This window comes from Aurantimonas marina (assembly GCF_017183135.1).
In the GTDB taxonomy this organism is placed as follows: domain Bacteria; phylum Pseudomonadota; class Alphaproteobacteria; order Rhizobiales; family Rhizobiaceae; genus Aurantimonas; species Aurantimonas marina.
Genome location: NZ_JADDXW010000025.1, coordinates 1 through 21,281, shown reverse-complemented (window position 1 = coordinate 21,281; position 21,281 = coordinate 1). Strand labels below are relative to the sequence as shown.

Genomic DNA, 21,281 nt, shown 5'->3' with positions numbered 1-21,281 from the left:
TTGGCTTTGCCGGACCCGATCGGCGCGGGTCCTCAGATATCGAGCGTGTTCTTGCGTTCCCACTGGGAGAAGTGGCTGACGAAGGAGTTCCACTCCTGCATTTTGAGCTTGATATAGGCGCGGGAAAACTCCTCTCCCAACGTCGCTTTCAGGCTTTCATCCTTGTCGAAGGTCCGTAGCGCGTCCAACAGGTTCAACGGCAGGATTGGCGCATCCTTCACCGTGTGCCCGTTCTGATACATGTCGATGTCGTAGCGCTTGCCCGGGTCGGCCTTGGTCCGCACCCCGTCGAGACCCGCCGCAATGATCACCGCCTGCAGCAGATACGGGTTTGCCGCTCCGTCCGGCAGCCGCAGCTCGAACCGCCCTGGTCCCGGCACCCGGACCATGTGGGTGCGGTTGTTGCCCGACCAGGTGACAGTGTTCGGCGCCCAGGTCGCGCCGGACGTCGTACGGGGCGCGTTGATACGCTTGTAGGAGTTGACCGTCGGGTTGGTGATCGCCGCCAGTGCCGAGGCGTGCTTCATGATGCCGCCGAGGAAATGCCGGCAGGTATCCGACATCCCCATCTCCTTGCTCCCGTCGGCAAAGACGTTGGTCTTGCCGGTGGAGTCCCAGACCGAAATGTGCACATGCGCGCCGTTGCCGGTCAGCCCTTCGATAGGCTTGGGCATGAAGGTCGCGCGCATGCCGTATTTCTCGGCGAGCGAGCGAATCATGAACTTGAAGAAGGAGTGCTTGTCAGCGGTGGCGATCGCGTCGTCGAAATCCCAGTTCATTTCGTACTGACCGTTCGCGTCCTCGTGGTCGGCCTGGTAAGGCCCCCAGCCAAGTTCGCTCATATGGTCCAGCGCTTCGCCGATCAGGTCCGCCTGCCGCATGATGGCGAGTTGGTCATAGCAGGGCTTGGCCGCGCCATCATGGGAGTCCGCCAGCTGCTGGCCATCGGGTGTCAGCAGGAAGAACTCTACCTCGACACCGGTCTTGACACGCAATCCCTCGGCGGCGGCTTCGTCCACTAGACGCTTGAGAACATTGCGCGGCGCGTGGGCAACCGGCGCGTCCTCCATGACGCAATCGGCCGGAACCCAGGCCGTGTCGGGTTTCCAAGGCAACTGGATCACGCAGTCCGGGTCGGGCACCCCCAGCATGTCCGGATGCGCCGGCGTCAGATCCAGCCAGGTTGCGAACCCCGCAAATCCCGCACCGTCTTCTTGCGTCTTGGTGATTGACCGGGCCGGCACGATCTTGGCGCGCTGTCCACCGAACAGGTCGGTAAACGACACCATGAAGTATTTGACGCCCTTTTCCTTGGCGAACTTTGCAAGATCCGCAGCCATATTCTACCGTCCCCACCCCATTATCATTATCTTGTTCAGTATCCGGATTGTCCCGGTATCCAGGAAGTACCAGCCAGTGGCACGCGCGCCATGGCCGCGGCTTCCACGGTCAGGGCGCACAGATCCTCGGGCTCTAGATTGTGAACGTGGTTGTGCCCGCAGGCCCGCGCGATCGTCTGCGCTTCCAGCGTCAGGACCGACAGGTAGTTGTGCAGCCGCCGGCCCCCAGCCAAAGGGTCCAGATGCTTCATCAACACGGGATCCTGGGTGGTAATGCCGGCCGGATCGCGCCCCTCCTGCCAGTCGTCATAGGCTCCCGCCCGCGTGCCGAGCTTGCGGTATTCTTCCTCCCAGACGGGATCGTTATCGCCGAGCGCGACGAGGGCCGCCGTGCCGATGGCAACCGCGTCCGCGCCAAGCGCCAACGCCTTGGCGACATCGGCGCCGTTGCGGATGCCGCCGGAGACGATCAACTGCACCTCTCGATGCATGCCCATGTCCTGGAGCGCCTGCACCGCCGGGCGGATGCATGCAAGGATCGGCTGTCCGACATGCTCGATGAAGACGTCCTGCGTGGCAGCGGTGCCGCCTTGCATCCCATCCAGAACCACCACATCGGCGCCGGCCTTCACCGCCAGCGTCGTGTCGTAATAGGGACGCGCGCCACCGATCTTCACATAGATCGGCTTCTCCCAACCGGTGATCTCGCGGATCTCGAGAATCTTGATCTCGAGATCGTCAGGCCCCGTCCAGTCGGGGTGACGACAGGCCGAGCGCTGATCGATGCCCACAGGCAGCGTCCGCATCCCCGCCACACGCTCGGTGATCTTCTGCCCAAGGAGCATGCCGCCGCCACCGGGCTTAGCACCCTGCCCAACCACAATCTCGATGGCGTCTGCGCGGCGCAGATCGTCGGGGTTCATCCCGTAGCGGGACGGCAGAACCTGATAGACCAGCTTGTCGGAATGCCCGCGCTCCTCCTCGGTCATCCCGCCGTCGCCGGTGGTCGTCGAGGTTCCCGCGGCGGACGCGCCGCGACCCAGTGCCTCCTTGGCGTGGGCCGAGAGCGAGCCGAAGCTCATTCCGGCGATGGTAACGGGGATCTTCAGTTCGATAGGTCTTTTCGCGTACCGCGTGCCCAGGGTGACGCCGGTTCCGCATTTCTCGCGGTAGCCTTCGAGCGGGTAGCGCGAGATCGATGCGCCAAGAAACAAGAGGTCGTCGAAATGCGGCAGCTGCCGTTTGGAGCCGCCGCCGCGGATGTCATAGAGGCCCGTCGCCGCAGCGCGGCGAATCTCGGAATTGACGCTGTTGCTGAAGGTCCAGGATTGCCGTGGCTCGGTACGCGGCACGTCGTGCGGGGGAGCGTCCTTCATCTCAGTCTCCTCAGTAAGCATTGTCGATGTGGAAGTTGTAGAGCTGGCGAGCCGAGCCATAGCGCTTGAACTCTTCCGGTTTGGCGTCCGCGCCGGCACGCTGCAGGAGGTCGCGAAGAATCTCCAGATGTTCGGGCCGCATCTCCTTTTCGATGCAGTCGGCGCCCAGGCTTTTGACCTTGCCGCGCACGAACAGCCGCGCCTCGTAAAGCGAGTCGCCAAGCGCGTCGCCCGCATCGCCCAGAACCACAAGGTTGCCCGCCTGCGCCATGAACGCCGACATGTGGCCGATATTGCCATGGACGACGATGTCGATGCCCTTCATCGAGATGCCACAACGCGAGGCCGCATTGCCCTTGATGACGAGAAGCCCACCGCGGCCGGTCGCGCCGGCGTACTGGCTGGCGTCGCCGTCGATGACCACGCTGCCCGACATCATGTTCTCGGCGACGCCAGGCCCCGCCGAACCTTCGACCCGCACGGTGGCCTGTTTGTTCATGCCGGCGCAGTAATAGCCCGTGGAGCCCTTGACGATCACCTCGATCGGCGCGTCGAGACCCACCGCCACCGCATGGCCGCCGCGCGGGTTTTCGATCGTCCAGGCGGTCTGGTTGGTGCTCTCGCGCTGCGCCTGCAACGTGGAATTCAGCTCGCGCAGGGTGGTCTCGGCAAGATCGATCGTCTGCATCTCAATGTTCCCAGAAATAGACGGTGGCGGGCTCGGGCTCCCACACCTTGGCGTTCTCGATGCCCGGCAGGTTGACCAGCGCGCGATATTCGCTGCCGAAGGCGACGTATTGATCGGTCTCGGCCATGACGGCGGGCTTGCAGGCGATCGGGTCGCGCACCACGCCGAACCCGTCCTTGGTCCCGACCACGAAGGTGAAGAACCCGTCCAGCTCGTCCAGGGTGGATTCCAACGCCTCCCGGAGATTGCTGCCGGTCCGCAGTTTGTGGCTCAGATAGGCGGCGGCGACTTCGGTGTCGTTCTCGGTCTCGAACGACATGCCTTCACGCACCAGCTTGCGCCGCAGTCCATTGTGGTTCGACAGTGAACCATTGTGCACCAGGCACTGGTCCGGCCCGGTCGAATACGGGTGTGCGCCCAGCGTATTGACCTTGGATTCCGTCGCCATCCGGGTGTGGCCAATGCCATGACTTCCCGCCATGGCGGATAGGCCGAACCGCGCCGCGACATCCTTCGGCAGCCCGACCTCCTTGTAGATTTCAATGTTGTCGCCGGCGCTCATCACCCGAACATTCGGGCGGAGTTCGGCCAACGCGCGCCGCGCCTCGCCCATCTTGTCGCTCGGAACTGTCAGCACCGCGTGGGTGTCCTTGCACCGGATCTCGACCTCAGCGTCGATCGCCGCGCCCATGTCGGCGGCGAGATCGGCAAATTCGACGTCCGGGTTTTCGGCCTGCAACGTCAGCTTGGCGTGCCCGTCGCCGTTTTTCCCGTAGATCGCGATCCCGGCGCTGTCCGGGCCACGATCGGTCATGGTCACCAGCATCTCGGTCAACATCGCGCCCAGCTTCGGCTCAAGCGACCGGTCCTTCAGAAATAGCCCAACGATACCGCACATCGGCTTCGCACCTTTCTCGCAAACGTTCCAGGCGGAGATAAACACCAACGCCAACGGAAATCAACTGATAGGAAATTTATTTTCATTATAGAAAACATATCGCGCCATCTACGCGTCTTGTTTTCCTTGCGCCACTTGCCATTGCCGCCAACGCAACCGGGCGAACTTGTAAGCGTCCATCAGCGCGATGGCATGGATCATCAGGCCGCCCGCGTAACGTCCGACGAAACTGATCTCCGGCGTGGTCAGGTTGTAGCTCACCCATGCGAGACCCAGCGCCGTGAACGCCATCATCAGGCCGCGCTGCGCCTGTCCGTTCAACACCTGCCCCATACCGGTCAGAACCAGCGACACGGCGAGCACAGTGTAGGGATGATGCGGCGGTCTTTCAGGCGACGGACCAGCCATCCGCTAATTCTCTCGGTTCAGATCGGCAGCGAGTGCAAAGCCGCGTGCAATCACGCTCTCGACCATGTCACGGTCCAACCGGTCGTTGTCGAACAGCGGCTGTCGGGTTGCCAGGTAATGTCCGCGTCGGCTCTCATCGACACGGTAGGCGAGCCGCAGGCCGCGTGGTGCAACGAATAATTCCTTGCCACGCCCCTCGCCGGTAAAGGCGCACACATGGGGAGTGAGATGATCCAGCAGTGGCGCGACCGCCTCCGGCCGGTCGCAGCGAACCACCGCATCGTCCGGCCAACCCACCGGCGTGGGCAGCACCGTACGCAACCGGTCATGCGGCGAATAATATTCCGAATTGTCGGGCCGGATCATCATGTCGAAGACCCCCGCCACCTTCACCGGCTGTTGAATCGTGACCAACAGCCACAGCACCGGCAGCTTGCGCAACTGGATCGTATCCGCCAGCAGGCGCAGTTCTACCGGAACTCCATTCCGACAGCCCGCGAGACGCGGATAGTCCGCCCCATCCTGTGACAGTTCGGCGTCGTCCAGCAGTCCCCGGCACGCCTCGAACACCGATCTGCGATGGGCGATCATGCGAGTCCGGTCACGGTGATACATCCAGCCGAGCGCGGCGCTGCCGGCCGCCGCCATCGCGAATGCGCCCGCCCCGATCATACGACCGTGACGGGAGGATGCGGCTGGTTCAGGACCTCATCCACCACCGACCCCGTCAACAGCCTTTCGAGCGCCGAATGACCCAACGTGCCCATGACGATATGGTCGAACCCGTGCTCCTGCGCATAAGCCACGATCGCCGTCGCAACATCACGCCCGCTGACGGTCACGCAACTCGCATTCCTCACGCCTCTGGCCTCTGCCGCTTCCATCGCGTGGGTTTGCTCGCGGGCGATCAACGTCTCGCCCGCGTCGAACAGCCGCGTGTCCCAGAACGGGCTCTTGGCTGCACTGGCCTGGGTCACGGTCGTGACGGTAATGAACCGAACCGCAGCCCCGAAGTTTGCGGCCATGCCGACGGCAAAATCCACCGCCCGCTGCGAGGCGCGCGAACCGTCTATGGCGCAAAGCACCTGTTTCATCATGGTCTTCTCCCGCCTCAATAGCCGACCGGCTTCGGCCAGTTCATGGTGAACTGGTCGGACCGCCTGACATATTTGTAGCGGCGCATGGTGAACCAGACCGAGGCCACGACGTAGAACGCCATCATCGCCAGCAGTTGGGCTCCAAAGCCGAGATAGGTCGCGAAGAAGGTGGTCACGCACAACACCATCAACACGATCGCCGGCAAGGGGTGCAGCGGATGCACATAGCCCCGCCGGATCGTGCCCAGAGGCCATTTGCGCCGGAACAGGATCATGTTGATCGGCATGAAGGTGTAACCCAGGAGGCCAGACAGGATCGAGAAGGTGATCACCTGGTCCAGGAGCCCGGTGAAGGCGAAGGACACGGCGATCGGGATCAGAATCAGGATCGATCGGTAGGGTGTGCGATAGCGCGGGTGCACCGCCCCGAACCAATTGGGCATGTAGCGGTCGCGTCCCATGGAGAACCAGGCCCGCGAGGCGTCGTTGATGCAGCCATTGGCGGAGGCTGTCGCCGCGAACATCGTGCCGACGAACAGAAACACCTGCAGCGTCGTGCTGCCAGTCATGCGCGCGGCATCATAGAGCGGGACGACCGCCTGGCCCAGATACTCCCAGGGCAGCAGCCCCGAGGAGACGTACCACGTCAAGGTCGCCGCGATCAGCAGGGTCATGATACCGGTCATCGTGCCAAGCGGTAGCGACCGGCTGGGCGAGCGCACTTCCTCGGCCGCCTGACAGGTGCCTTCGATCCCCAGATAGTACCAGATGCCGAACTGGAACGACGCGATCACTCCGATCCAACCATAGGGAAGATCGGTCAACAGGCCTGCGTGCTGCAGGACCGCGCCGGGATTCCACGGCTGCACGCCGATGAAGAGGATCAGGATCGACACGAAGGCGGCGGCCGTGATGACGAAATTCAGCGACAGCGTCATGAACACGCCGCGATAGTTCAAAAACGCCAGCAGCGCGATGATCAGCACCACGAATGGCCTGGGATCAAGGTCCGCATATCCCGTCTGCTCCGCCAGGATTGCCATCAGGTCGCCCACGATCAGGGCGTCGGCGGCCTCCAGCATGGTGTAGGCCATGACCAGATAGAGCCCGACATTGAAGGCCATCAGCGGCCCCATGATGTGCTTGGCCTGAGCGTATTGTCCGCCGGCGGCGGCGACCGTCGAGGTGACCTCCGAGTCGATCATCGCCACACAGGTATAGAGCAGGCCGATGACCCAGCAGGCGATCAGCGCGCCGAGCGCGCCGCCCTTGCCGACCGAAAAGTTCCACCCCATGAACTCGCCGACAAGCACGATGCCGACGCCGAGCGCCCAGACATGCACCGGCCCCAGCACGCGCAGAAGGCCGATGCGCTCGGGCGCGGCGGCCTTCGCGATCGCGCCGTCCGTGGCCACTCCGTTCGCCATCTGGTCGGTCATCGAGTTGTCCCCCCGCGCGCTTCCGGCACGTCGCCATGCTCCAGAAGCTCGTCGATCCCCTCGCGCGACGACATCAGCGTTTCCTCATCGAACTCGCGATTGACCCGGACGGCGTCCATCACCATCCACAAGAGCAGTGCCGCCGACACTGCCCATGCCGCATATTCCAAAAGAACCCACATTGGCTTCCTCCCCCTTTGCCTCGTTTCAGAGGTCGAATTTTTCGCTGATAACGTCGCGATATTCCTTGTCGGACATGCGGATCAAATAGACGAAATAGCCCAGGATCACCGCAGCGGTAAGCAACAGCATCAGTGGATCGATGGTGTAGTCGAACCGCGTGGTGATCATCTCGGCGGCCGTTTCCGGCGTGTAGCCAAGCTTCTCCCACTGCGCCTGCATGACGACATTCTGCTCCAGCGTCTCCCAGGTAATCTCGGCCGGCGTCACGGTCGTGCTGCCGGCGCCGGTCAGTCCGAGGATCAGCGGAATGAACAGCGCCACGTAGACCAGCGCCAAAAGAAAGATCGAATCGAGGAATTGACCGAGACCACTTTGCCGCGGCGGCTCATAATGTTTGCGCATGGCGCCCTCCCTTATTTGCCGCGCATCCGGCGCATCTCGTCGAGATGCCGGATGTCGAGCCCGTAGATGAATTGCTTTTCGTGGGCGTAATGCCGCCCCATCGCAAAGATCGCGGCCGTGTTGAAGAACAGCACCAGGCCGCCGCCGATGAGCAGGACGGTCTTGATCGTCGCGTTGTCAATCAGAGCGCTGATGCTGAAAAACACGAACACCACGGCCGTCCAAAGTACGGCCACGAAGGTCCAGGCGAACAGCAGGTCGCCCCGGAACATCTTCTGGATCCGGTCATCCATCTTTTGGGTCATGCAGTCTCCCCCCATGTTCGCCGAAAGTTTCGTTGCGTCTCTCGTGCAGAGCTATGTTGGGATCATTTTTTCCTAAAAAGCAACAAAATATCTTTGTAAGAAAGCTGAAGTGGGATTCTGATATTGAATCCAACGCTTTTGCCGTTGTGGATTATCCATCTCCCCGACAACGGCTGGACAAACTGTTTCCTGTCAGTAAATTATTGCCGGTTCGTTTTCTGGGGATTAAACCATGAGTGAGAGTCACAACGCCGCCCGTACGGTGCCGACCTTTGGACAGGATCCGCATCGTGTCACCGACCGCAGTGAGAAAGTGCTGGAAGTTGCCATCGGCCGCGAGCTTCGTAACTTTCGCCTGCAGAAGTCGATGACGGTCGCGGAACTGGCCAAGTTGACAGGTTTGTCCATCGGCATGCTGTCGAAGATCGAGAACGGCTTGACCTCACCGTCGCTGACGACGCTCCAGACCCTTTCGAATACGTTGAATGTCCCGATTACGGCGTTCTTTACGCGGTTCGAGGAGCACCGCCCCGTCGTCCACGTCAAAAGTGGCGACGCGATCGAAATTGAGCGCGCCGGCACCCGTGCCGGACATCAATACAACCTACTGGGTCATATCGGCCCCAACGCCAGCGGCGTGACCGTCGAGCCCTATCTCATCACGCTCACGCGCGAATCCGACGTCTTTCCCACCTTCCAGCACGGGGGAATCGAGCTCCTCTATATGCTGGAGGGCGAGGTCGAGTACCGTCATGGCAAGCAAGTCTTCCTGCTACAGCCGGGAGACAGCTTGTTCTTCGATGCCGAAGCGCCGCACGGCCCGGAAACCCTCGTTTCCCTGCCCGCACGCTATCTTTCGGTGATCTCCTACCCGCAAGGGGGTTGAGCGGTCCGGCCACGACCCGGCTACGGGGTAGTCAGGCAGGCGCAATGACACGCATTGCGCACGCTGCTGTGGTGCATCGGTATCCTTCTGCCGCGCCTTGAACGGCTTGTCCTCCCAGATCTCCCTTACCGTCTCGCCGGCCTTGATCCTGGCCTTCTCGTCCTCGGTGTTGCGCTGACGTGGCGCGGCGACCAGCGTGGCGTCCATGATCTGACCTGACATCGGCAGATAGCCCGCCTCGCTGATCGCCCGGTCGAGACGGGCAAACAAAGCGTCGAGCGCATCGGCGGCAATCAAGGCTTCCCGGAAATCCCACAGAGTGTTGGCGTCCGGGACCGCATCGCCGGGACCAAGACCGCAGAACCGCATCCAGATCAACCGGTCCTTCACAAGGAACTCGGTTTGCTCCAGGGACAACCCGTTCAGCGCCTGGAGAACCAGCATCCTGAATTTGAGAACCGGATCGAAGGGTGGCCTACCGCCCCTGCTGCGATCGCGCCGGGGAACTGCTTTCGCCAGGTCCGCCCGGAACATCTCGCAATCGACCGTGCCGGAGAGCTTCTCCAATGGATCGCCATGACGCGAGGGCGGAGAAAGCCGATCCTGGACGTCCCAAAACCCGACCTGTCCCGCCGTCCGACCCCTCCCGAAAGCGCGAGGTCAGTGAATCACGTCAGCGCGAAATCCGCCAGTTTCGGGAGGCGTCCGCGTCATGCTCGGCCTGGCATCTCCGAAGACCTGCGGCCAATCGGCGAAGTTAAGGTTTGTCGTGATCAGTAGCGATGTGTGCTCGTACAGCCCCGTCGACCGGATAGCGTCGCGAACCGTGCACGACCGGGATCCGCGTTTCGCGCATCCAAATACGACGCTTGATCGATGCGTCGAAGGCAGCGGCGGAAAACCGTGACATCTGCCGCATGATTGCGCCGCTTCATCCGAAACACGCGGTCTCACATAGTCAATGTGACAACACCACTCCGGCCACCTTACCGGAAGCTTGTTCAGACCCGGCAGGCAGCGTGGTAAGATCGCAAGCTTTCGCTCACCCGCCAGATCAGCAATGCCTGCACGTTCAGTGGCTTGTCGGCGCACCGCGTCGCTGCTGGCAGATGTTGCCGCATCAGCGGCAGGGGAACCGTCTGTCCGTCCAAGTGCTCGGAAAGACGGGCGACTGCGGCTTCTGCTGCCTTCGATGCCCAGTAATAGCGGATCCGGTCGGACAGCGAATAGTGGCGCAGCATTGCTTGTGTCGCAGCGTCGCCCGTGTAGTGACGGTTCCAGTTGCCGGGTGCCGCCAGCATGATCTCTTCCATCGCCTTCATCAGGGGTCGGTCGCCGTAATCCGGAATCAAGTCAGACGCAATCAAGTCGAGCGCATAGAGCGCCTCGCGCAATACAAAGGTCAGTTCAGGCCCAACCTTGAGGATCGGGAATCCGTCTTCGACCAGTTCCGACAGGGGGGCAGTGCCCTGATAATCGGTGGAATGCGCCTCGAACACGAAGCGGGGCTCATCATCGAGAATCCGGATCAGCGATTGCACCTTGCTCCTGTCATAGGCGATGACATTGTGATTGCCGAACTCCACACCGGGCTGCACCACGATGCCGATGACCCGGTCCATCACCTTCGACAAACCGGCATCGACGAAGTGTTGGCGATGCACGGCGATGGTCATGCGGGCAGCCTCGGGCGCGGTCGGTGTGATCTCGTCCAAAGCATGGTCGGCGCCACCGGGCGGCGGCACTTCGGTGCCGATAATGTAGCGGGGCATTTCGCCGCCCTGTTCCGCGGCAGTGCGCTCGGCGACGGCGGCCAACCGCACGGCACGTTTGGCGGTCGCGTCGTCGTCGAGCGCCACCGGCTCGCCCGCACAGCCCATGGAGGCGTCGAGATGGATCTTGCGAAAGCCGGCGGCGACATAGGCTTCGACCATTTTCTCGGCTTCAGCCATGGCGGCTTCGGCCGGTTGATCACGCCACGGATTGGGGCCCAAATGGTCGCCGCCAAGGACGATCTGCTTGGCCGGACACCCTTCCTCTTCGGCGATTCTGCCAACCAGGGCTGCAAAATCGGCGGGTTGCATCCCTGTGTAGCCGCCTTGATGATTTACCTGGTTGCAGGTCGCCTCGATAAGAACCGTCGCGCCGGTTTCCCGTCCGTGGCGCAGCGCCGCGCGCAAAACCACCGGATGCGCCGAACACACCGAGGTGATGCCACATGGCGTTCCCGCTCGGCGCAGGTCCGCGAGGTGGTCGAGACCTGTCTGTGTCATGACAGCCTTTTCGTTGTGTTCATGAATTCATCAAGTTCGGCAAGCGTGCTTGTACCTTCCATCGGCCCGCGGCGGGTCACCGCTAGAGCCCCGGCAGCGCAGGCCATTTTCAGCGCGGCGTCTGTCTCCATGCCGCGAAGCCACAGCGCGATGAAGGCGCCGCCAAAGCAGTCGCCGGCGCCGGTAGGGTCGATTTCTTCAACCTGAAAGGCCGGACCGACGATGTTGCGCGAGGCGTCATGGTACTGGACACCCCCCGCGCCTTGCTTATGGACGATCGCTTCCATGCCCATGGACAGCAACTCCCGGACAGCATCCCTGTCGTCCGTGGCCTCGGTCAGCAAAGTCAGCTCTTCGCCGCTCGGCAAGAATAGGTCGGTCGCAGCGAGGATTTGCATCATCGCTTCCCGCATGCCCGGCGTATCGAGTATCTCTTTGCGCAGGTTGGGATCAAACGACACAGTTCCACCTCGGGCCTTGACCGACAAAGCCGATTTGACGTTCAGCTCGACGAACTCCCGGCTGGACAGAGACGAGCCCATAACGTGGAAATGATCGGCACTCGAAAGGGTTGCTTCCATTGTGTCCGAGTGCTGGAGAAATCCGCACGCACTATGGCGAATGTTGAATATGAAGTTCCGTGAGCCGTCCTTGCGGTAACGCACGAAGGCACTTCCGGTCGGCCGATTGGTATCGATCCGGACGGACGACACATCAACGCCATCACGCCGTAGGCGATCGAGATTGAGGCGGCCGAAATCGTCATCGCCGACGGCTGAAACAATTGCGCAAGGCTGGCCAAGTTTGGCGACCTGATCGATGAAGATGGCCGGCGCGCCGGACGGGTACGGACCACTCAGAGCCATTGGCTCGTGAAAGCCGTCACCCACGGCGTCGGCCATGATCTCAACCAATATTTCCCCGATGACAACGACTGCCTTCAATCCCATTCCTCCAAGTCGGCATGACGGCAACAGGCTGCTTCAGTATCTTCCCAGCGTCAAGATAAATATTTACGCGCGTAAATATTTATGGCATTGATTCGTTGTGATCGCGCGCGCTTAAGTCGCTGATCGCCATGCCGGAGGGATCGTGACATGGGTGACACAAGAATCCAGACGATGGAGGAGTTTGCGTCGGCGAGCGGGATATCCCGCCCGACGGTCTCGAAATATTTCAATGACCCGGCCAGCGTGCGCAACACCACGCGGGAGCGGATAGAGCGGGCTTTGAAACAATTTGATTTCAGGCCCAACATTTTCGCCGTGAACCAGAACAGAAAGCTGACCAAGAATATCGGCATCATCGTACCCTACCTCGCCGATCCGTTCTTTGCTGAGATGGCTCGAATGATCGAGCGGCGTTGCATCGATGCCGGGTATTGGCCGATTCTGTTCAGTTCACACGGGCAGCGGCAGCTGGAGATCAATGCTCTGGAGACGTTGAGATCGCTTAAGCCGGCCGGGGCCCTGATCGCGCCCCTGGGACGCGCATCGGATTTGGATGCCGTGCGGAAGTTTGCCGAAGATGTGCCGACGGTGACGTTCGACAGCAATCAGGAAATCGGCGAAGTCTTTGTCGGGTCGGACAACTTCCAGAGCATTGGCCTGATCGTAGACTATTTGTGCCGCACCGGCGAACCGCCTTGTTTCTTCGAGATGCCGCCGGTCAACCCTAACGCCATGAAGCGCCGGAGCGCCTATATCCGGGCGATGGAGCTGTTGGGCCAGACGCCCGAGATCATCCATGTCGGAGAACATGGATGGGAGTTTGAGCAGGTCGGCCTGAAGGAAGGAAAGCGGCTGATTTCCGAGCGCAAACTACCGTCGAACACCGTGCTGTGCAGTAATGATCGTATCGCTATCGGCCTTTTGGCCGCCGCCTATGAAATGGGTTTGCGTGTCGGGCGCGGATCAGGCTGCGCGATGCGGGTAGCCGGCCATGACGACCATCCCTGGTCGCGCTTTACCTGCCCGGCGCTAACGACCGTCTCCCAGGATTACTCGGCAATTGTCGACACCAGCGTCGAGAAATTGTTCGCAATCATGAATTCAGGCAGCAAGCAGGATTCACGTGAAGAGACGCTCTTTGAAGGCAAATTGATTCTGCGGTCGTCGGCCTAGCTGCCGGACTCCGGCGCATAACCGACGATTTTCTCCCGAATTTTACGCGCGCAAATTTTCTTATTGACTCGCGACCGCGAAGATTTAGTGTTCTGCTGCAGTTCGCAAAATCCACGGGAGGAATTTGGAATGAAATTAGCGAAGAATCTATTCGCGGCATCCGCGCTGTCGCTCGTCGCCGTTTCGGCCGTATCTGCCGAAGAAATCACCATCGCGACCGTGAACAACGGCGACATGATCACCATGCAGAGTCTGATGGGCGACTTTAACGCCAAGCACCCTGACATCACTGTTGAGTGGGTGACGCTGGAAGAAAACGTCCTGCGGCAGAACGTGACGACCGATATCTCGACCGGCGGCGGCGCCTACGACATCCTGACAATCGGGACATATGAAGTGCCGATCTGGGGCAAGAACGACTGGCTCGTGTCCTTGAACGATCTACCCGCTGACTACCAGGTTGACGACCTGATTCCCGCGATCCGCGGTGGTCTGTCGGTCGATGGCGAGCTTTATGCGGCTCCGTTCTACGCCGAGTCTTCTTTCACCATGTACCGCAAGGACCTGATGGAAAAAGCCGGTCTGGAAATGCCGGAGGCGCCGACATGGGACTTCATTCGCGAAGCGGCGAAGAAGATGACGGACCGTGCCAACGACATCAACGGCATCTGCCTGCGCGGCAAAGCCGGTTGGGGCGAGAACATGGCACTTATTACCGCTATGTCCAACTCGTTCGGCGCACGCTGGTTCGATGAAGACTGGAATGCACAGTTCGAGAACGAAAAATGGGCCGAAACCCTCAACTTCTACCTTGGCATGATGGAAGAATCCGGCCCAGCCGGTGCGGCCAACAACGGCTTCAACGAAAACCTCACGCTGTTCCAGCAGGGCAAGTGCGGGATCTGGATCGACGCGACATCCGCTGGCCAGTTCGTAGTGAACGACGACTCGACGGTTGCTGATCAGGTTGGCTTTGCGCTGGCCCCCGACACGGGTCTGGGCAAGCGCGGCAACTGGCTGTGGGCCTGGTCCTTGGCGATCCCAGCCTCTTCCGAGAAGCAGGACGCTGCCAAGACCTTCATCAACTGGGCAACGGGTCCTGAGTACGCCGCGCTCGTCGCTGATGCAAAGGGCTGGGTCGCGGTTCCTCCGGGCACACGCACGTCGCTCTACGAGAACGAAGACTACCTGAATGCGGCGCCGTTCGCTGCGATGACCAAGGAGTCGATGGGCACAGCCGATCCGACCAACCCGACGGTTGATCCGGTTCCCTATACCGGCGTCCAGTTTGTTGCGATCCCCGAGTTTGCCGGCATCGCCACGCAGGTTGGTCAGCAGTTCGCTTCGGCTCTGGCCGGTCAGCAATCTGCCGAAGATGCTCTCGCTAAGTCGCAAGAACTGACGACCGAGGAAATGGAAGCCGCAGGCTACTAAGTCTGGACTTCGAAGGGCGGACCGATCGGTCCGCCCTTCACGGTTCCGGTCCGCGTCCCGATCTTCCGCAGGCCCAGGCAGGGTTTTGGCAAGCTCAGGTCCGCATTCCAACCGCTGACAGGAGGTTCGTCGTGGCAACTCAGCAATCAAAAGCCGCAGCCCGCGTCATGATCGCGCCCGCCGTTTTCGTTCTGCTGGTGTGGATGCTCGTCCCGCTCTGCATGACGCTGTACTTCTCATTCGCCGACTACCGCCCGCTGCGCGGTGTGTTCGACGCCTGGATCGGCTTCAGGAACTACGAATCCTTCGTGACATCGTCGTCTTTCCTGAGTGCGGTGGGCACGACGCTGTGGATGGTCGCCGGCATCCTGTTGATCACCATCGTGGGGGGCATTCTCCTTGCCTTGCTGCTGGACCAGCCGATGTTCGGGCAAGGGATTGTGCGCATCCTGGTGATCGCGCCGTTCTTCATCATGCCGACCGTGTCGGCGCTGGTCTGGAAGAACATGTTTTTCAACGTGGACAACGGACTTTTCTCTTATCTCTATAAATTTCTGGGCCTGCAGCCTTATGACTTCCTCAGTCAATCGTCGCTGTTCTCGATTATCGTGATCGTGGCCTGGCAATGGCTGCCTTTCGCCACGCTGATCCTGCTGACCGCGGTCCAGTCCTTGTCGAGCGAACAGCTTGAGGCCGCGGAGATGGACGGAGCGCCCGCGCTTAGCCGTTTCTGGTACATCATCCTGCCGCATCTCAGCCGCGCCATCACGGTTGTGATCCTGATCCAGACGATCTTTCTGCTATCGATCTTCGCCGAGATCTTCGTGACCACCAACGGCGCCTTCGGCACCCGAACGCTGACCTACCTTGTGTATCAGCGCGTGCTGGAAAGCCAGAACATTGGCCTGGGGTCCGCGGGCGGCATCATCGCCGTCATCCTTGCCAACATCGTCGCGATCTTCCTGATGCGGATCGTCGGCAAGAACCTGGATAAATAGAGGAGGATCGGAACATGGCTCGCGCAGTTACTCCTCGCAAGAAAATCATGTGGACGGCCTTGGCCTGGAGCCTGGGGCTACTGATCTTCTTTCCGATCATGTGGACATTCCTGACCAGCTTCAAGTCAGAGGCGACGGCGATTTCGGATCCGCCGGTGTGGTTCTTCTTCAACTGGACCACGGAGAATTACAGCGCGGTGCTGGAGCGGTCGAACTATCCGCTGGCATTGACGAACTCGATCATCATCGCCGTGGGGTCTACCCTTCTCGGCATCCTGATTGCCGTTCCGGCCGCCTGGGCCATGGCCTTCGTTCCCGGAAAACGAACCAAGGACGTCCTGCTGTGGATGCTGTCGACCAAGATGCTGCCCGCTGTCGGTGTGCTTTATCCGCTGGTGCTGATCGCAAAATGGCTGGGTGTGATGGACAGTCGGATCCTGCTGATCGTGGTGCTGATGCTGATCAATCTGCCGATCATCGTCTGGATGCTGTACACTTACTTCCGCGAGATTCCCGGCGAGATCCTCGAAGCCGCGCGCATGGATGGCGCCTCGCTGAAGTCCGAAATCCTGTATGTGCTGACGCCCATGGCCTTGCCCGGCATCGCGTCGACGATCCTGCTGAACATTATCCTGGCCTGGAACGAGGCGTTCTGGACCATCCTGCTGACGACTGTGGACGCGGCGCCGCTGACAAAGTTCATCTCCAGTTTTTCAGCGCCCGAGGGCCTGTTTTACGCCAAGCTCAGCGCCGCTTCGGTTATGGCCATTGCGCCAATTCTGATCATGGGCTGGTTCAGCCAGAAGCAACTTGTCCGGGGTCTGACCTTCGGCGCTGTGAAGTGAGGAGTTGATATGGGACGCATACGGCTAAAGCAGGTCAAGAAATCCTTCGGCGACATCACGGTCATCCCGCCGCTGGACTTGGAAATTGATGACGGCGAATTCGTGGTCTTTGTCGGCCCATCGGGCTGTGGCAAGTCCACCCTGCTGCGGTTGATCGCGGGGCTTGAGGACACCACCGCCGGCAATATCGAGATCGACGGCAAGGACGCCACCGGCCTGCCGCCGGCCAAGCGCGGGCTGGCGATGGTGTTCCAGTCCTATGCGCTGTACCCGCATATGACCGTCAGGAAGAACATCGCCTTCCCGATGAAGATGGCCGGGATGGAGCAGGCCGAGCAGGACAAGCGCATCGCCCAGGCGGCTGCCGCGCTGAACCTGACCGATTATCTCGACCGTCGCCCCGGGCAGCTTTCGGGCGGGCAGCGGCAGCGTGTCGCCATCGGCCGGGCTATTGTGCGCGAACCCGCCGCCTTCCTGTTCGACGAGCCATTGTCCAACCTTGACGCCGCCCTGCGAGTCGGCATGCGGATGGAAATCTCGGAACTGCACAAGAAGCTCGACACCACAATGGTCTACGTGACCCACGACCAGGTCGAGGCGATGACCATGGCCGACAAGATTGTGGTGCTACAGGCCGGCGTGATCGAGCAGGTGGGCAGCCCGCTGGAGCTGTATCGCACGCCGCGCAACAAGTTCGTCGCCGGCTTCATCGGCTCGCCCAAGATGAACCAGCTGGACGGACCGGAAGCCGCGAAGCATGGCGTGCATACGATCGGCATCCGGCCCGAGCATATCGACATCTCCAAGACCGAAGGCACCTGGCAGGGCACGGTTGGCGTCGCGGAACATCTTGGTTCGGACACCTTCATGCATATCCACGGCATTCCCGGTTGCGATCCCTTGACGGTGCGCGCCGGCGGCGAGGTTGACGTGAAGCATGGCGACACCGTCTACCTGACGCCGCAGATGGAACACCTTCACAAGTTCGACACTCAAGGACTTCGCGTCGCGTGAAACGCCTTGAAGGAAAATCCGCTCTCATCACCGGCTCCGCGCGCGGTATTGGCCGAGGCTTCGCCGAAGCCTACGTCCGCGAAGGCGCAATTGTTGCCATCGCCGACATCAACCTCGACGCAGCGAAGGAAACCGCGGCGGAGATCGGCGATGCGGCCTATGCCATACAGATCGACGTGAGCAACCAGGATAGCATCGACGCGGCCATCGCGGCTGTCGTGGCCAAGGCGGGTAAGCTCGATATCCTGATCAACAACGCGGCGCTGTTCGATGCTGCCGAAACCGTGGACATCACCCGCGCCAGCTACGACAAGCTTTATGCCGTCAATGTCGGCGGCACCCTTTTCACCATGCAGGCTGCCGCCAGGCAAATGATCAAGCAGGGCCATGGCGGCAAGATCATCAACATGGCGTCGCAGGCCGGACGACGCGGCGAAAGCCTCGTGCTGGTCTATTGCTCGACCAAGGCTGCGGTGATTTCCATGACGCAGTCGGCGGGGCTGAACCTGATCAAGCATGGTATCAACGTCAACGCCATCGCCCCAGGGGTCGTCGATGGCGAACACTGGGCGCATGTGGACACGATGTTCGCCACGCTGGAAGGCAAGAAGCCCGGCCAGAAGAAAGCTGAGGTTGCGGCTGGCGTGCCTGCCGGACGCTTTGCCACTCCTGACGATCTGACCGGCATGGCGATCTTTCTCGCCTCGTCCGAAGCCGACTACATCTTGTCGCAGACGTACAATGTCGATGGCGGCCAGTGGATGAGCTGAGGGCACAGGCGCTCTTCGTGCACCAATGTGTTCGCGAGTAACATGGGTCGAGGGTTGCGATGGCGACGAAACTGTCTCTAAAGAACCTGAACGAGATCGGCGCGACGGTGGCGATACCGTCCTATTCCCGGGAGGAACTTTCGCCCGGTATCGTTCATATCGGGATCGGCAATTTTCACCGGGCGCATCAGGCGACGTATCTTGACCAGCTTTTCTCCAAGGGGATGGGCCATGATTGGGCGATTGTCGGCGCGGGAGTGCTGGAGGGCGACAGACGCGCGCGCGCGGTCCTGCGCGCGCAGGACTGGTTGACGACCATTGTCGAACAGGAGGCCGATCGCAGCGATGCGCATGTCATTGGCTCGATGATAGACTATATCGAGCCGGCCAGTCCGGATGCGATCATCGCCGGTCTCGCCGATCCCAGGACCCGCATTGTTTCTCTGACGATCACCGAGGGTGGTTATTTCCTGGATGCGAACGACAATTTCGATCCGAGCCATCCGGCAATCGTGGCGGATGCGGAAAACCCCGCCTCGCCGAGGACCGTTTTCGGCCTTGTCATAGCTGGCCTGAAAAAGCGTCGTGATGCAGGAACTCCGCCCTTTACGGTCATGTGTTGCGATAACATTCCCCATAATGGCAAGGTGACCCGCAACACGCTTTGCAGCCTTGCCGCCATGTCTGATCAGGCGATGTCCGACTGGATTGCGGAAAATGTCGCATTCCCCAATTCCATGGTCGACCGCATCACGCCGGCAACGTCCGACCGCGAGCGTGCAATCTGCCGGGACGAACACGGCATTGAAGACGGCTGGCCCGTCTTTTGCGAGGGGTTCACCCAATGGGTCATGGAGGACAATTTTCCCCTCGGCCGCCCGCCGTTGGAAGAAGTCGGCGTGCAGTTCGTCTCCGATGTCATGCCTTTCGAGCTGATGAAGCTTCGCATGCTCAATGGCGGCCACGCGATCATCGCCTATCCTGCCGGGCTTATGGACATCCATTTCGTCCACCAGGCGATGGAGAACCCCGTTATCCGCGCATATCTGCGCAGGATCGAAGAGACTGAGATCGTGCCGCAGGTGCCGCCAGTTCCCGATACCGATACGTTCGAATATTTTGACCTTATCGAGCGGCGTTTCTCCAACCCGAAGATCGCCGACACAGTGCAGCGCCTGTGCCTTGACGGCTATAACCGCCAGCCGAAATTCGTCGTGCCCGTTCTGCGCGATGCCTTGAAGGCGGGCGACAAGTTCGACGGTCTGGCGCTCGAATGTGCGCTCTGGTGCCGTTACTGTTACGGGGTCACGGAGAGCGGCGCCGAAATCGCGCCGAACGATCCCCACTGGGATCGCCTCGTGGCGCTGTCGCGAAAGGCAAAAGAAAATCCAGCCGAATGGCTGACGCTTTCAGACGTCTATGGCGATGTCGCGGCCAATGAAGATTTCCGCGCACGGTTCACCCACTGGCTCAACATGCTTTGGCAGCACGGGACATCAAATACGCTCGGGGCCTATTTATCGGCGGACCGACGGAGGAACTGAATATGGATGCGATCACCTACGAGGCTTTGGGCAAAGCAGAATATGCAAACATCCCGGATCCCGAGTCCGCCGAAGACGATGTGATTATTCGTGTGAAGGCCAGCGGCATATGCCACACGGATATCGACATCCTTCATGGCAGATATGGCAGCTCCAAATTTCCGCTCGTTCCCGGTCATGAATATACAGGCGAAATCGTCGCAAAGGGCGTAGCCGTAGACGGGTTCGCGATTGGCGATCACGTGGTAGTCGATCCGAATTTTCATTGCGGAACCTGCCGGCCATGCCAAAAAGGGCTGACCAACCTCTGCGAAAATCTCGGCGCCTATGGGGTCACCAAGAATGGTGGATTCGCCGATTACAGCGCAGTTAACCAGAAAAATATCGTTGGGATCGGTAGCCTTGCTTTTGAGGTCGCGGCCCTGGCGGAGCCGGTAGGCTGCGTTCTCAACGGGCTTGATGCGGTCGACATCGACAGAATAGAGAACACATTGATATTCGGCGCAGGCCCCATTGGATTGTTGATGGCACTGGCGCTTCGAACGCGCGGGATTGGCGACATTACGATGGTCGATCTGGATGAAAGCCGACTTGCGCTGGCCGAGACATTCCAGTTGAACGCGATCGCTGCCGGATCGCGCGATCTGGAGAAGTATTCGCGGTCAATGGATTTGGTCGTGGACGCAACAGGTGTGATCGCTGTGGCTCAGGGATTGATCGATTACGCTGCGAATGGCGGGAATGTTTTATTTTTTGGTGTTTGTCCGCCTGGTAAAACTATACAGATATCACCACAAGAAATTTTTCGGCGTCAGCTGCGGCTGGCAGGAGCACATTCCCTCAATCACAACATCCCCGAGGCTCTCGAAACTATTGATGCCATCGGACCTGAGATTTTTCGACTGATTTCGCATCGGCTGCCTTTGCGCGATATCGTTCCGTTTCTCGGTCACGAACGCCCATCCGGGTCACTCAAGGTCGTGGCGGTCATGGACGAATGATACCGGCCAGCGGTTGATCCGAATCCGGTGTGATTTTCTCACCCGTTCAGATTCGCCGCAGAACCACGTTCGAAGTCGCCGGCCTACAGGCCTACAGTCCCACTGGAATCGGCGCGAATTCGAGGTGACCGGTGACTTCGGCGGTCGTGAGTCTTCCGTGCGCCACCGCCGCAATCGCGTCGACGATGCGGTCACCGGCATCGCGCTCGCCGCCTATGCCTACACGTCACTGGCATCACCGTGGTCATGGGTAGCTT

23 protein-coding genes are annotated in these 21,281 nt (G+C 60.6%); 9 read left to right on the top strand and 14 right to left on the bottom strand.

What is annotated here, in order from left to right; translation table 11 throughout:
• Positions 1-32: 32 nt before the first annotated feature.
• The 11 genes from glnT to ING15_RS18275 form a co-directional block, all read right to left on the bottom strand.
• A complete protein-coding gene (glnT, locus tag ING15_RS18325) occupies positions 33-1,340 on the bottom strand; it encodes a type III glutamate--ammonia ligase (protein ID WP_206456295.1) in 1,308 nt (435 codons plus the stop codon).
• Between the two features lie 35 nt (positions 1,341-1,375).
• Positions 1,376-2,716, bottom strand: coding sequence for an FMN-binding glutamate synthase family protein (locus ING15_RS18320; protein ID WP_206456294.1), 1,341 nt, complete (start codon positions 2,714-2,716; stop codon positions 1,376-1,378).
• Between the two features lie 10 nt (positions 2,717-2,726).
• Positions 2,727-3,404 carry a GltB/FmdC/FwdC-like GXGXG domain-containing protein gene (locus ING15_RS18315; RefSeq protein WP_206456293.1) on the bottom strand — a complete coding sequence of 226 codons (678 nt, stop codon included), beginning with the start codon at positions 3,402-3,404 and terminating at the stop codon, positions 2,727-2,729.
• Between the two features lies 1 nt (position 3,405).
• Positions 3,406-4,302, bottom strand: a complete 897-nt coding sequence (locus tag ING15_RS18310; protein WP_206456292.1) for a class II glutamine amidotransferase — start codon at positions 4,300-4,302, stop codon at positions 3,406-3,408.
• Positions 4,303-4,410: 108 nt separating this feature from the next.
• A complete protein-coding gene (locus tag ING15_RS18305; RefSeq protein ID WP_206456291.1) occupies positions 4,411-4,710 on the bottom strand; it encodes a hypothetical protein in 300 nt (99 codons plus the stop codon).
• 3 nt (positions 4,711-4,713) lie between these two features.
• Entirely contained in the window at positions 4,714-5,358 is a 645-nt protein-coding gene (locus tag ING15_RS18300) for a hypothetical protein (RefSeq protein WP_206456290.1), read from the bottom strand.
• Positions 5,359-5,378: 20 nt separating this feature from the next.
• On the bottom strand, positions 5,379-5,807 hold the full coding sequence (locus tag ING15_RS18295) for a universal stress protein (protein ID WP_206456289.1): 429 nt from the start codon (positions 5,805-5,807) through the stop codon (positions 5,379-5,381).
• A 14-nt stretch (positions 5,808-5,821) separates the two neighbouring features.
• Entirely contained in the window at positions 5,822-7,246 is a 1,425-nt protein-coding gene (locus ING15_RS18290; protein WP_408628710.1) for an APC family permease, read from the bottom strand.
• Entirely contained in the window at positions 7,243-7,428 is a 186-nt protein-coding gene (locus tag ING15_RS18285) for a hypothetical protein (protein WP_206456288.1), read from the bottom strand. Before ING15_RS18285 ends, ING15_RS18290 begins: the two co-directional genes overlap by 4 nt.
• A gap of 25 nt (positions 7,429-7,453) precedes the next feature.
• Complete coding sequence (locus ING15_RS18280; RefSeq protein ID WP_206456287.1) at positions 7,454-7,831, bottom strand: hypothetical protein; 378 nt, start codon at positions 7,829-7,831, stop codon at positions 7,454-7,456.
• 11 nt (positions 7,832-7,842) lie between these two features.
• Complete coding sequence (locus tag ING15_RS18275) at positions 7,843-8,136, bottom strand: hypothetical protein (protein WP_206456286.1); 294 nt, start codon at positions 8,134-8,136, stop codon at positions 7,843-7,845.
• 232 nt (positions 8,137-8,368) lie between these two features.
• On the opposite strand from ING15_RS18275, the gene ING15_RS18270 reads away from it, so the two are divergent.
• Positions 8,369-9,022 (top strand): helix-turn-helix domain-containing protein, encoded by a 654-nt coding sequence (locus ING15_RS18270; RefSeq protein ID WP_206456285.1) that lies wholly within the window; start codon positions 8,369-8,371, stop codon positions 9,020-9,022.
• Here ING15_RS18270 and ING15_RS18265 read toward each other — a convergent pair.
• The 3 genes from ING15_RS18265 to ING15_RS18255 form a co-directional block, all read right to left on the bottom strand.
• Entirely contained in the window at positions 8,909-9,556 is a 648-nt protein-coding gene (locus ING15_RS18265; RefSeq protein ID WP_206456284.1) for a transposase, read from the bottom strand. The two genes, ING15_RS18270 and ING15_RS18265, sit on opposite strands and share 114 nt — an antisense overlap.
• Before the next feature lie 467 nt (positions 9,557-10,023).
• On the bottom strand, positions 10,024-11,295 hold the full coding sequence (locus tag ING15_RS18260; protein ID WP_206456283.1) for a D-tagatose-bisphosphate aldolase, class II, non-catalytic subunit: 1,272 nt from the start codon (positions 11,293-11,295) through the stop codon (positions 10,024-10,026).
• Positions 11,292-12,239: a tagatose kinase gene (locus tag ING15_RS18255; protein WP_206456282.1), complete on the bottom strand. Its 948-nt coding sequence runs from the start codon at positions 12,237-12,239 to the stop codon at positions 11,292-11,294. Before ING15_RS18255 ends, ING15_RS18260 begins: the two co-directional genes overlap by 4 nt.
• Before the next feature lie 153 nt (positions 12,240-12,392).
• Between ING15_RS18255 and ING15_RS18250 the strand changes: the two genes are divergently transcribed.
• The 8 genes from ING15_RS18250 to ING15_RS18215 all read left to right on the top strand — a co-directional run bounded on the left by ING15_RS18250 (position 12,393) and on the right by ING15_RS18215 (position 21,024).
• Positions 12,393-13,418 carry a LacI family DNA-binding transcriptional regulator gene (locus tag ING15_RS18250; protein WP_206456281.1) on the top strand — a complete coding sequence of 342 codons (1,026 nt, stop codon included), beginning with the start codon at positions 12,393-12,395 and terminating at the stop codon, positions 13,416-13,418.
• Positions 13,419-13,547: 129 nt separating this feature from the next.
• Complete coding sequence (locus tag ING15_RS18245; protein WP_206456280.1) at positions 13,548-14,852, top strand: ABC transporter substrate-binding protein; 1,305 nt, start codon at positions 13,548-13,550, stop codon at positions 14,850-14,852.
• Between the two features lie 131 nt (positions 14,853-14,983).
• Positions 14,984-15,850 carry a carbohydrate ABC transporter permease gene (locus tag ING15_RS18240; protein ID WP_206456279.1) on the top strand — a complete coding sequence of 289 codons (867 nt, stop codon included), beginning with the start codon at positions 14,984-14,986 and terminating at the stop codon, positions 15,848-15,850.
• Positions 15,851-15,864: 14 nt separating this feature from the next.
• Entirely contained in the window at positions 15,865-16,695 is an 831-nt protein-coding gene (locus tag ING15_RS18235; RefSeq protein ID WP_206456278.1) for a carbohydrate ABC transporter permease, read from the top strand.
• Between the two features lie 9 nt (positions 16,696-16,704).
• Positions 16,705-17,709, top strand: coding sequence for an ABC transporter ATP-binding protein (locus tag ING15_RS18230; protein ID WP_206456277.1), 1,005 nt, complete (start codon positions 16,705-16,707; stop codon positions 17,707-17,709).
• A complete protein-coding gene (locus ING15_RS18225; protein WP_206456276.1) occupies positions 17,706-18,479 on the top strand; it encodes an L-iditol 2-dehydrogenase in 774 nt (257 codons plus the stop codon). The genes ING15_RS18230 and ING15_RS18225 overlap by 4 nt, the downstream gene beginning before the upstream one ends.
• 59 nt (positions 18,480-18,538) lie before the next feature.
• A complete protein-coding gene (locus ING15_RS18220) occupies positions 18,539-20,023 on the top strand; it encodes a mannitol dehydrogenase family protein (RefSeq protein WP_206456275.1) in 1,485 nt (494 codons plus the stop codon).
• A gap of 2 nt (positions 20,024-20,025) precedes the next feature.
• The gene (locus ING15_RS18215) at positions 20,026-21,024 is read left to right on the top strand and encodes a zinc-dependent alcohol dehydrogenase family protein (protein WP_206456274.1); all 999 of its coding nucleotides are present in this window, start codon (positions 20,026-20,028) and stop codon (positions 21,022-21,024) included.
• Positions 21,025-21,281 lie beyond the last annotated feature (257 nt).

Coding starts and splice junctions, on each gene's coding strand:
- glnT (WP_206456295.1), bottom strand. CDS start 1,340: ATGGCTGCGGATCTTGCAAAGTTCGCCAAGGAAAAGGGCGTCAAATAC.
- ING15_RS18320 (WP_206456294.1), bottom strand. CDS start 2,716: ATGAAGGACGCTCCCCCGCACGACGTGCCGCGTACCGAGCCACGGCAA.
- ING15_RS18315 (WP_206456293.1), bottom strand. CDS start 3,404: ATGCAGACGATCGATCTTGCCGAGACCACCCTGCGCGAGCTGAATTCC.
- ING15_RS18310 (WP_206456292.1), bottom strand. CDS start 4,302: ATGTGCGGTATCGTTGGGCTATTTCTGAAGGACCGGTCGCTTGAGCCG.
- ING15_RS18305 (WP_206456291.1), bottom strand. CDS start 4,710: ATGGCTGGTCCGTCGCCTGAAAGACCGCCGCATCATCCCTACACTGTG.
- ING15_RS18300 (WP_206456290.1), bottom strand. CDS start 5,358: ATGGCGGCGGCCGGCAGCGCCGCGCTCGGCTGGATGTATCACCGTGAC.
- ING15_RS18295 (WP_206456289.1), bottom strand. CDS start 5,807: ATGATGAAACAGGTGCTTTGCGCCATAGACGGTTCGCGCGCCTCGCAG.
- ING15_RS18290 (WP_408628710.1), bottom strand. CDS start 7,246: ATGACCGACCAGATGGCGAACGGAGTGGCCACGGACGGCGCGATCGCG.
- ING15_RS18285 (WP_206456288.1), bottom strand. CDS start 7,428: ATGTGGGTTCTTTTGGAATATGCGGCATGGGCAGTGTCGGCGGCACTG.
- ING15_RS18280 (WP_206456287.1), bottom strand. CDS start 7,831: ATGCGCAAACATTATGAGCCGCCGCGGCAAAGTGGTCTCGGTCAATTC.
- ING15_RS18275 (WP_206456286.1), bottom strand. CDS start 8,136: ATGACCCAAAAGATGGATGACCGGATCCAGAAGATGTTCCGGGGCGAC.
- ING15_RS18270 (WP_206456285.1), top strand. CDS start 8,369: ATGAGTGAGAGTCACAACGCCGCCCGTACGGTGCCGACCTTTGGACAG.
- ING15_RS18265 (WP_206456284.1), bottom strand. CDS start 9,556: ATGTTCCGGGCGGACCTGGCGAAAGCAGTTCCCCGGCGCGATCGCAGC.
- ING15_RS18260 (WP_206456283.1), bottom strand. CDS start 11,295: ATGACACAGACAGGTCTCGACCACCTCGCGGACCTGCGCCGAGCGGGA.
- ING15_RS18250 (WP_206456281.1), top strand. CDS start 12,393: ATGGGTGACACAAGAATCCAGACGATGGAGGAGTTTGCGTCGGCGAGC.
- ING15_RS18245 (WP_206456280.1), top strand. CDS start 13,548: ATGAAATTAGCGAAGAATCTATTCGCGGCATCCGCGCTGTCGCTCGTC.
- ING15_RS18235 (WP_206456278.1), top strand. CDS start 15,865: ATGGCTCGCGCAGTTACTCCTCGCAAGAAAATCATGTGGACGGCCTTG.
- ING15_RS18230 (WP_206456277.1), top strand. CDS start 16,705: ATGGGACGCATACGGCTAAAGCAGGTCAAGAAATCCTTCGGCGACATC.
- ING15_RS18220 (WP_206456275.1), top strand. CDS start 18,539: ATGGCGACGAAACTGTCTCTAAAGAACCTGAACGAGATCGGCGCGACG.
- ING15_RS18215 (WP_206456274.1), top strand. CDS start 20,026: ATGGATGCGATCACCTACGAGGCTTTGGGCAAAGCAGAATATGCAAAC.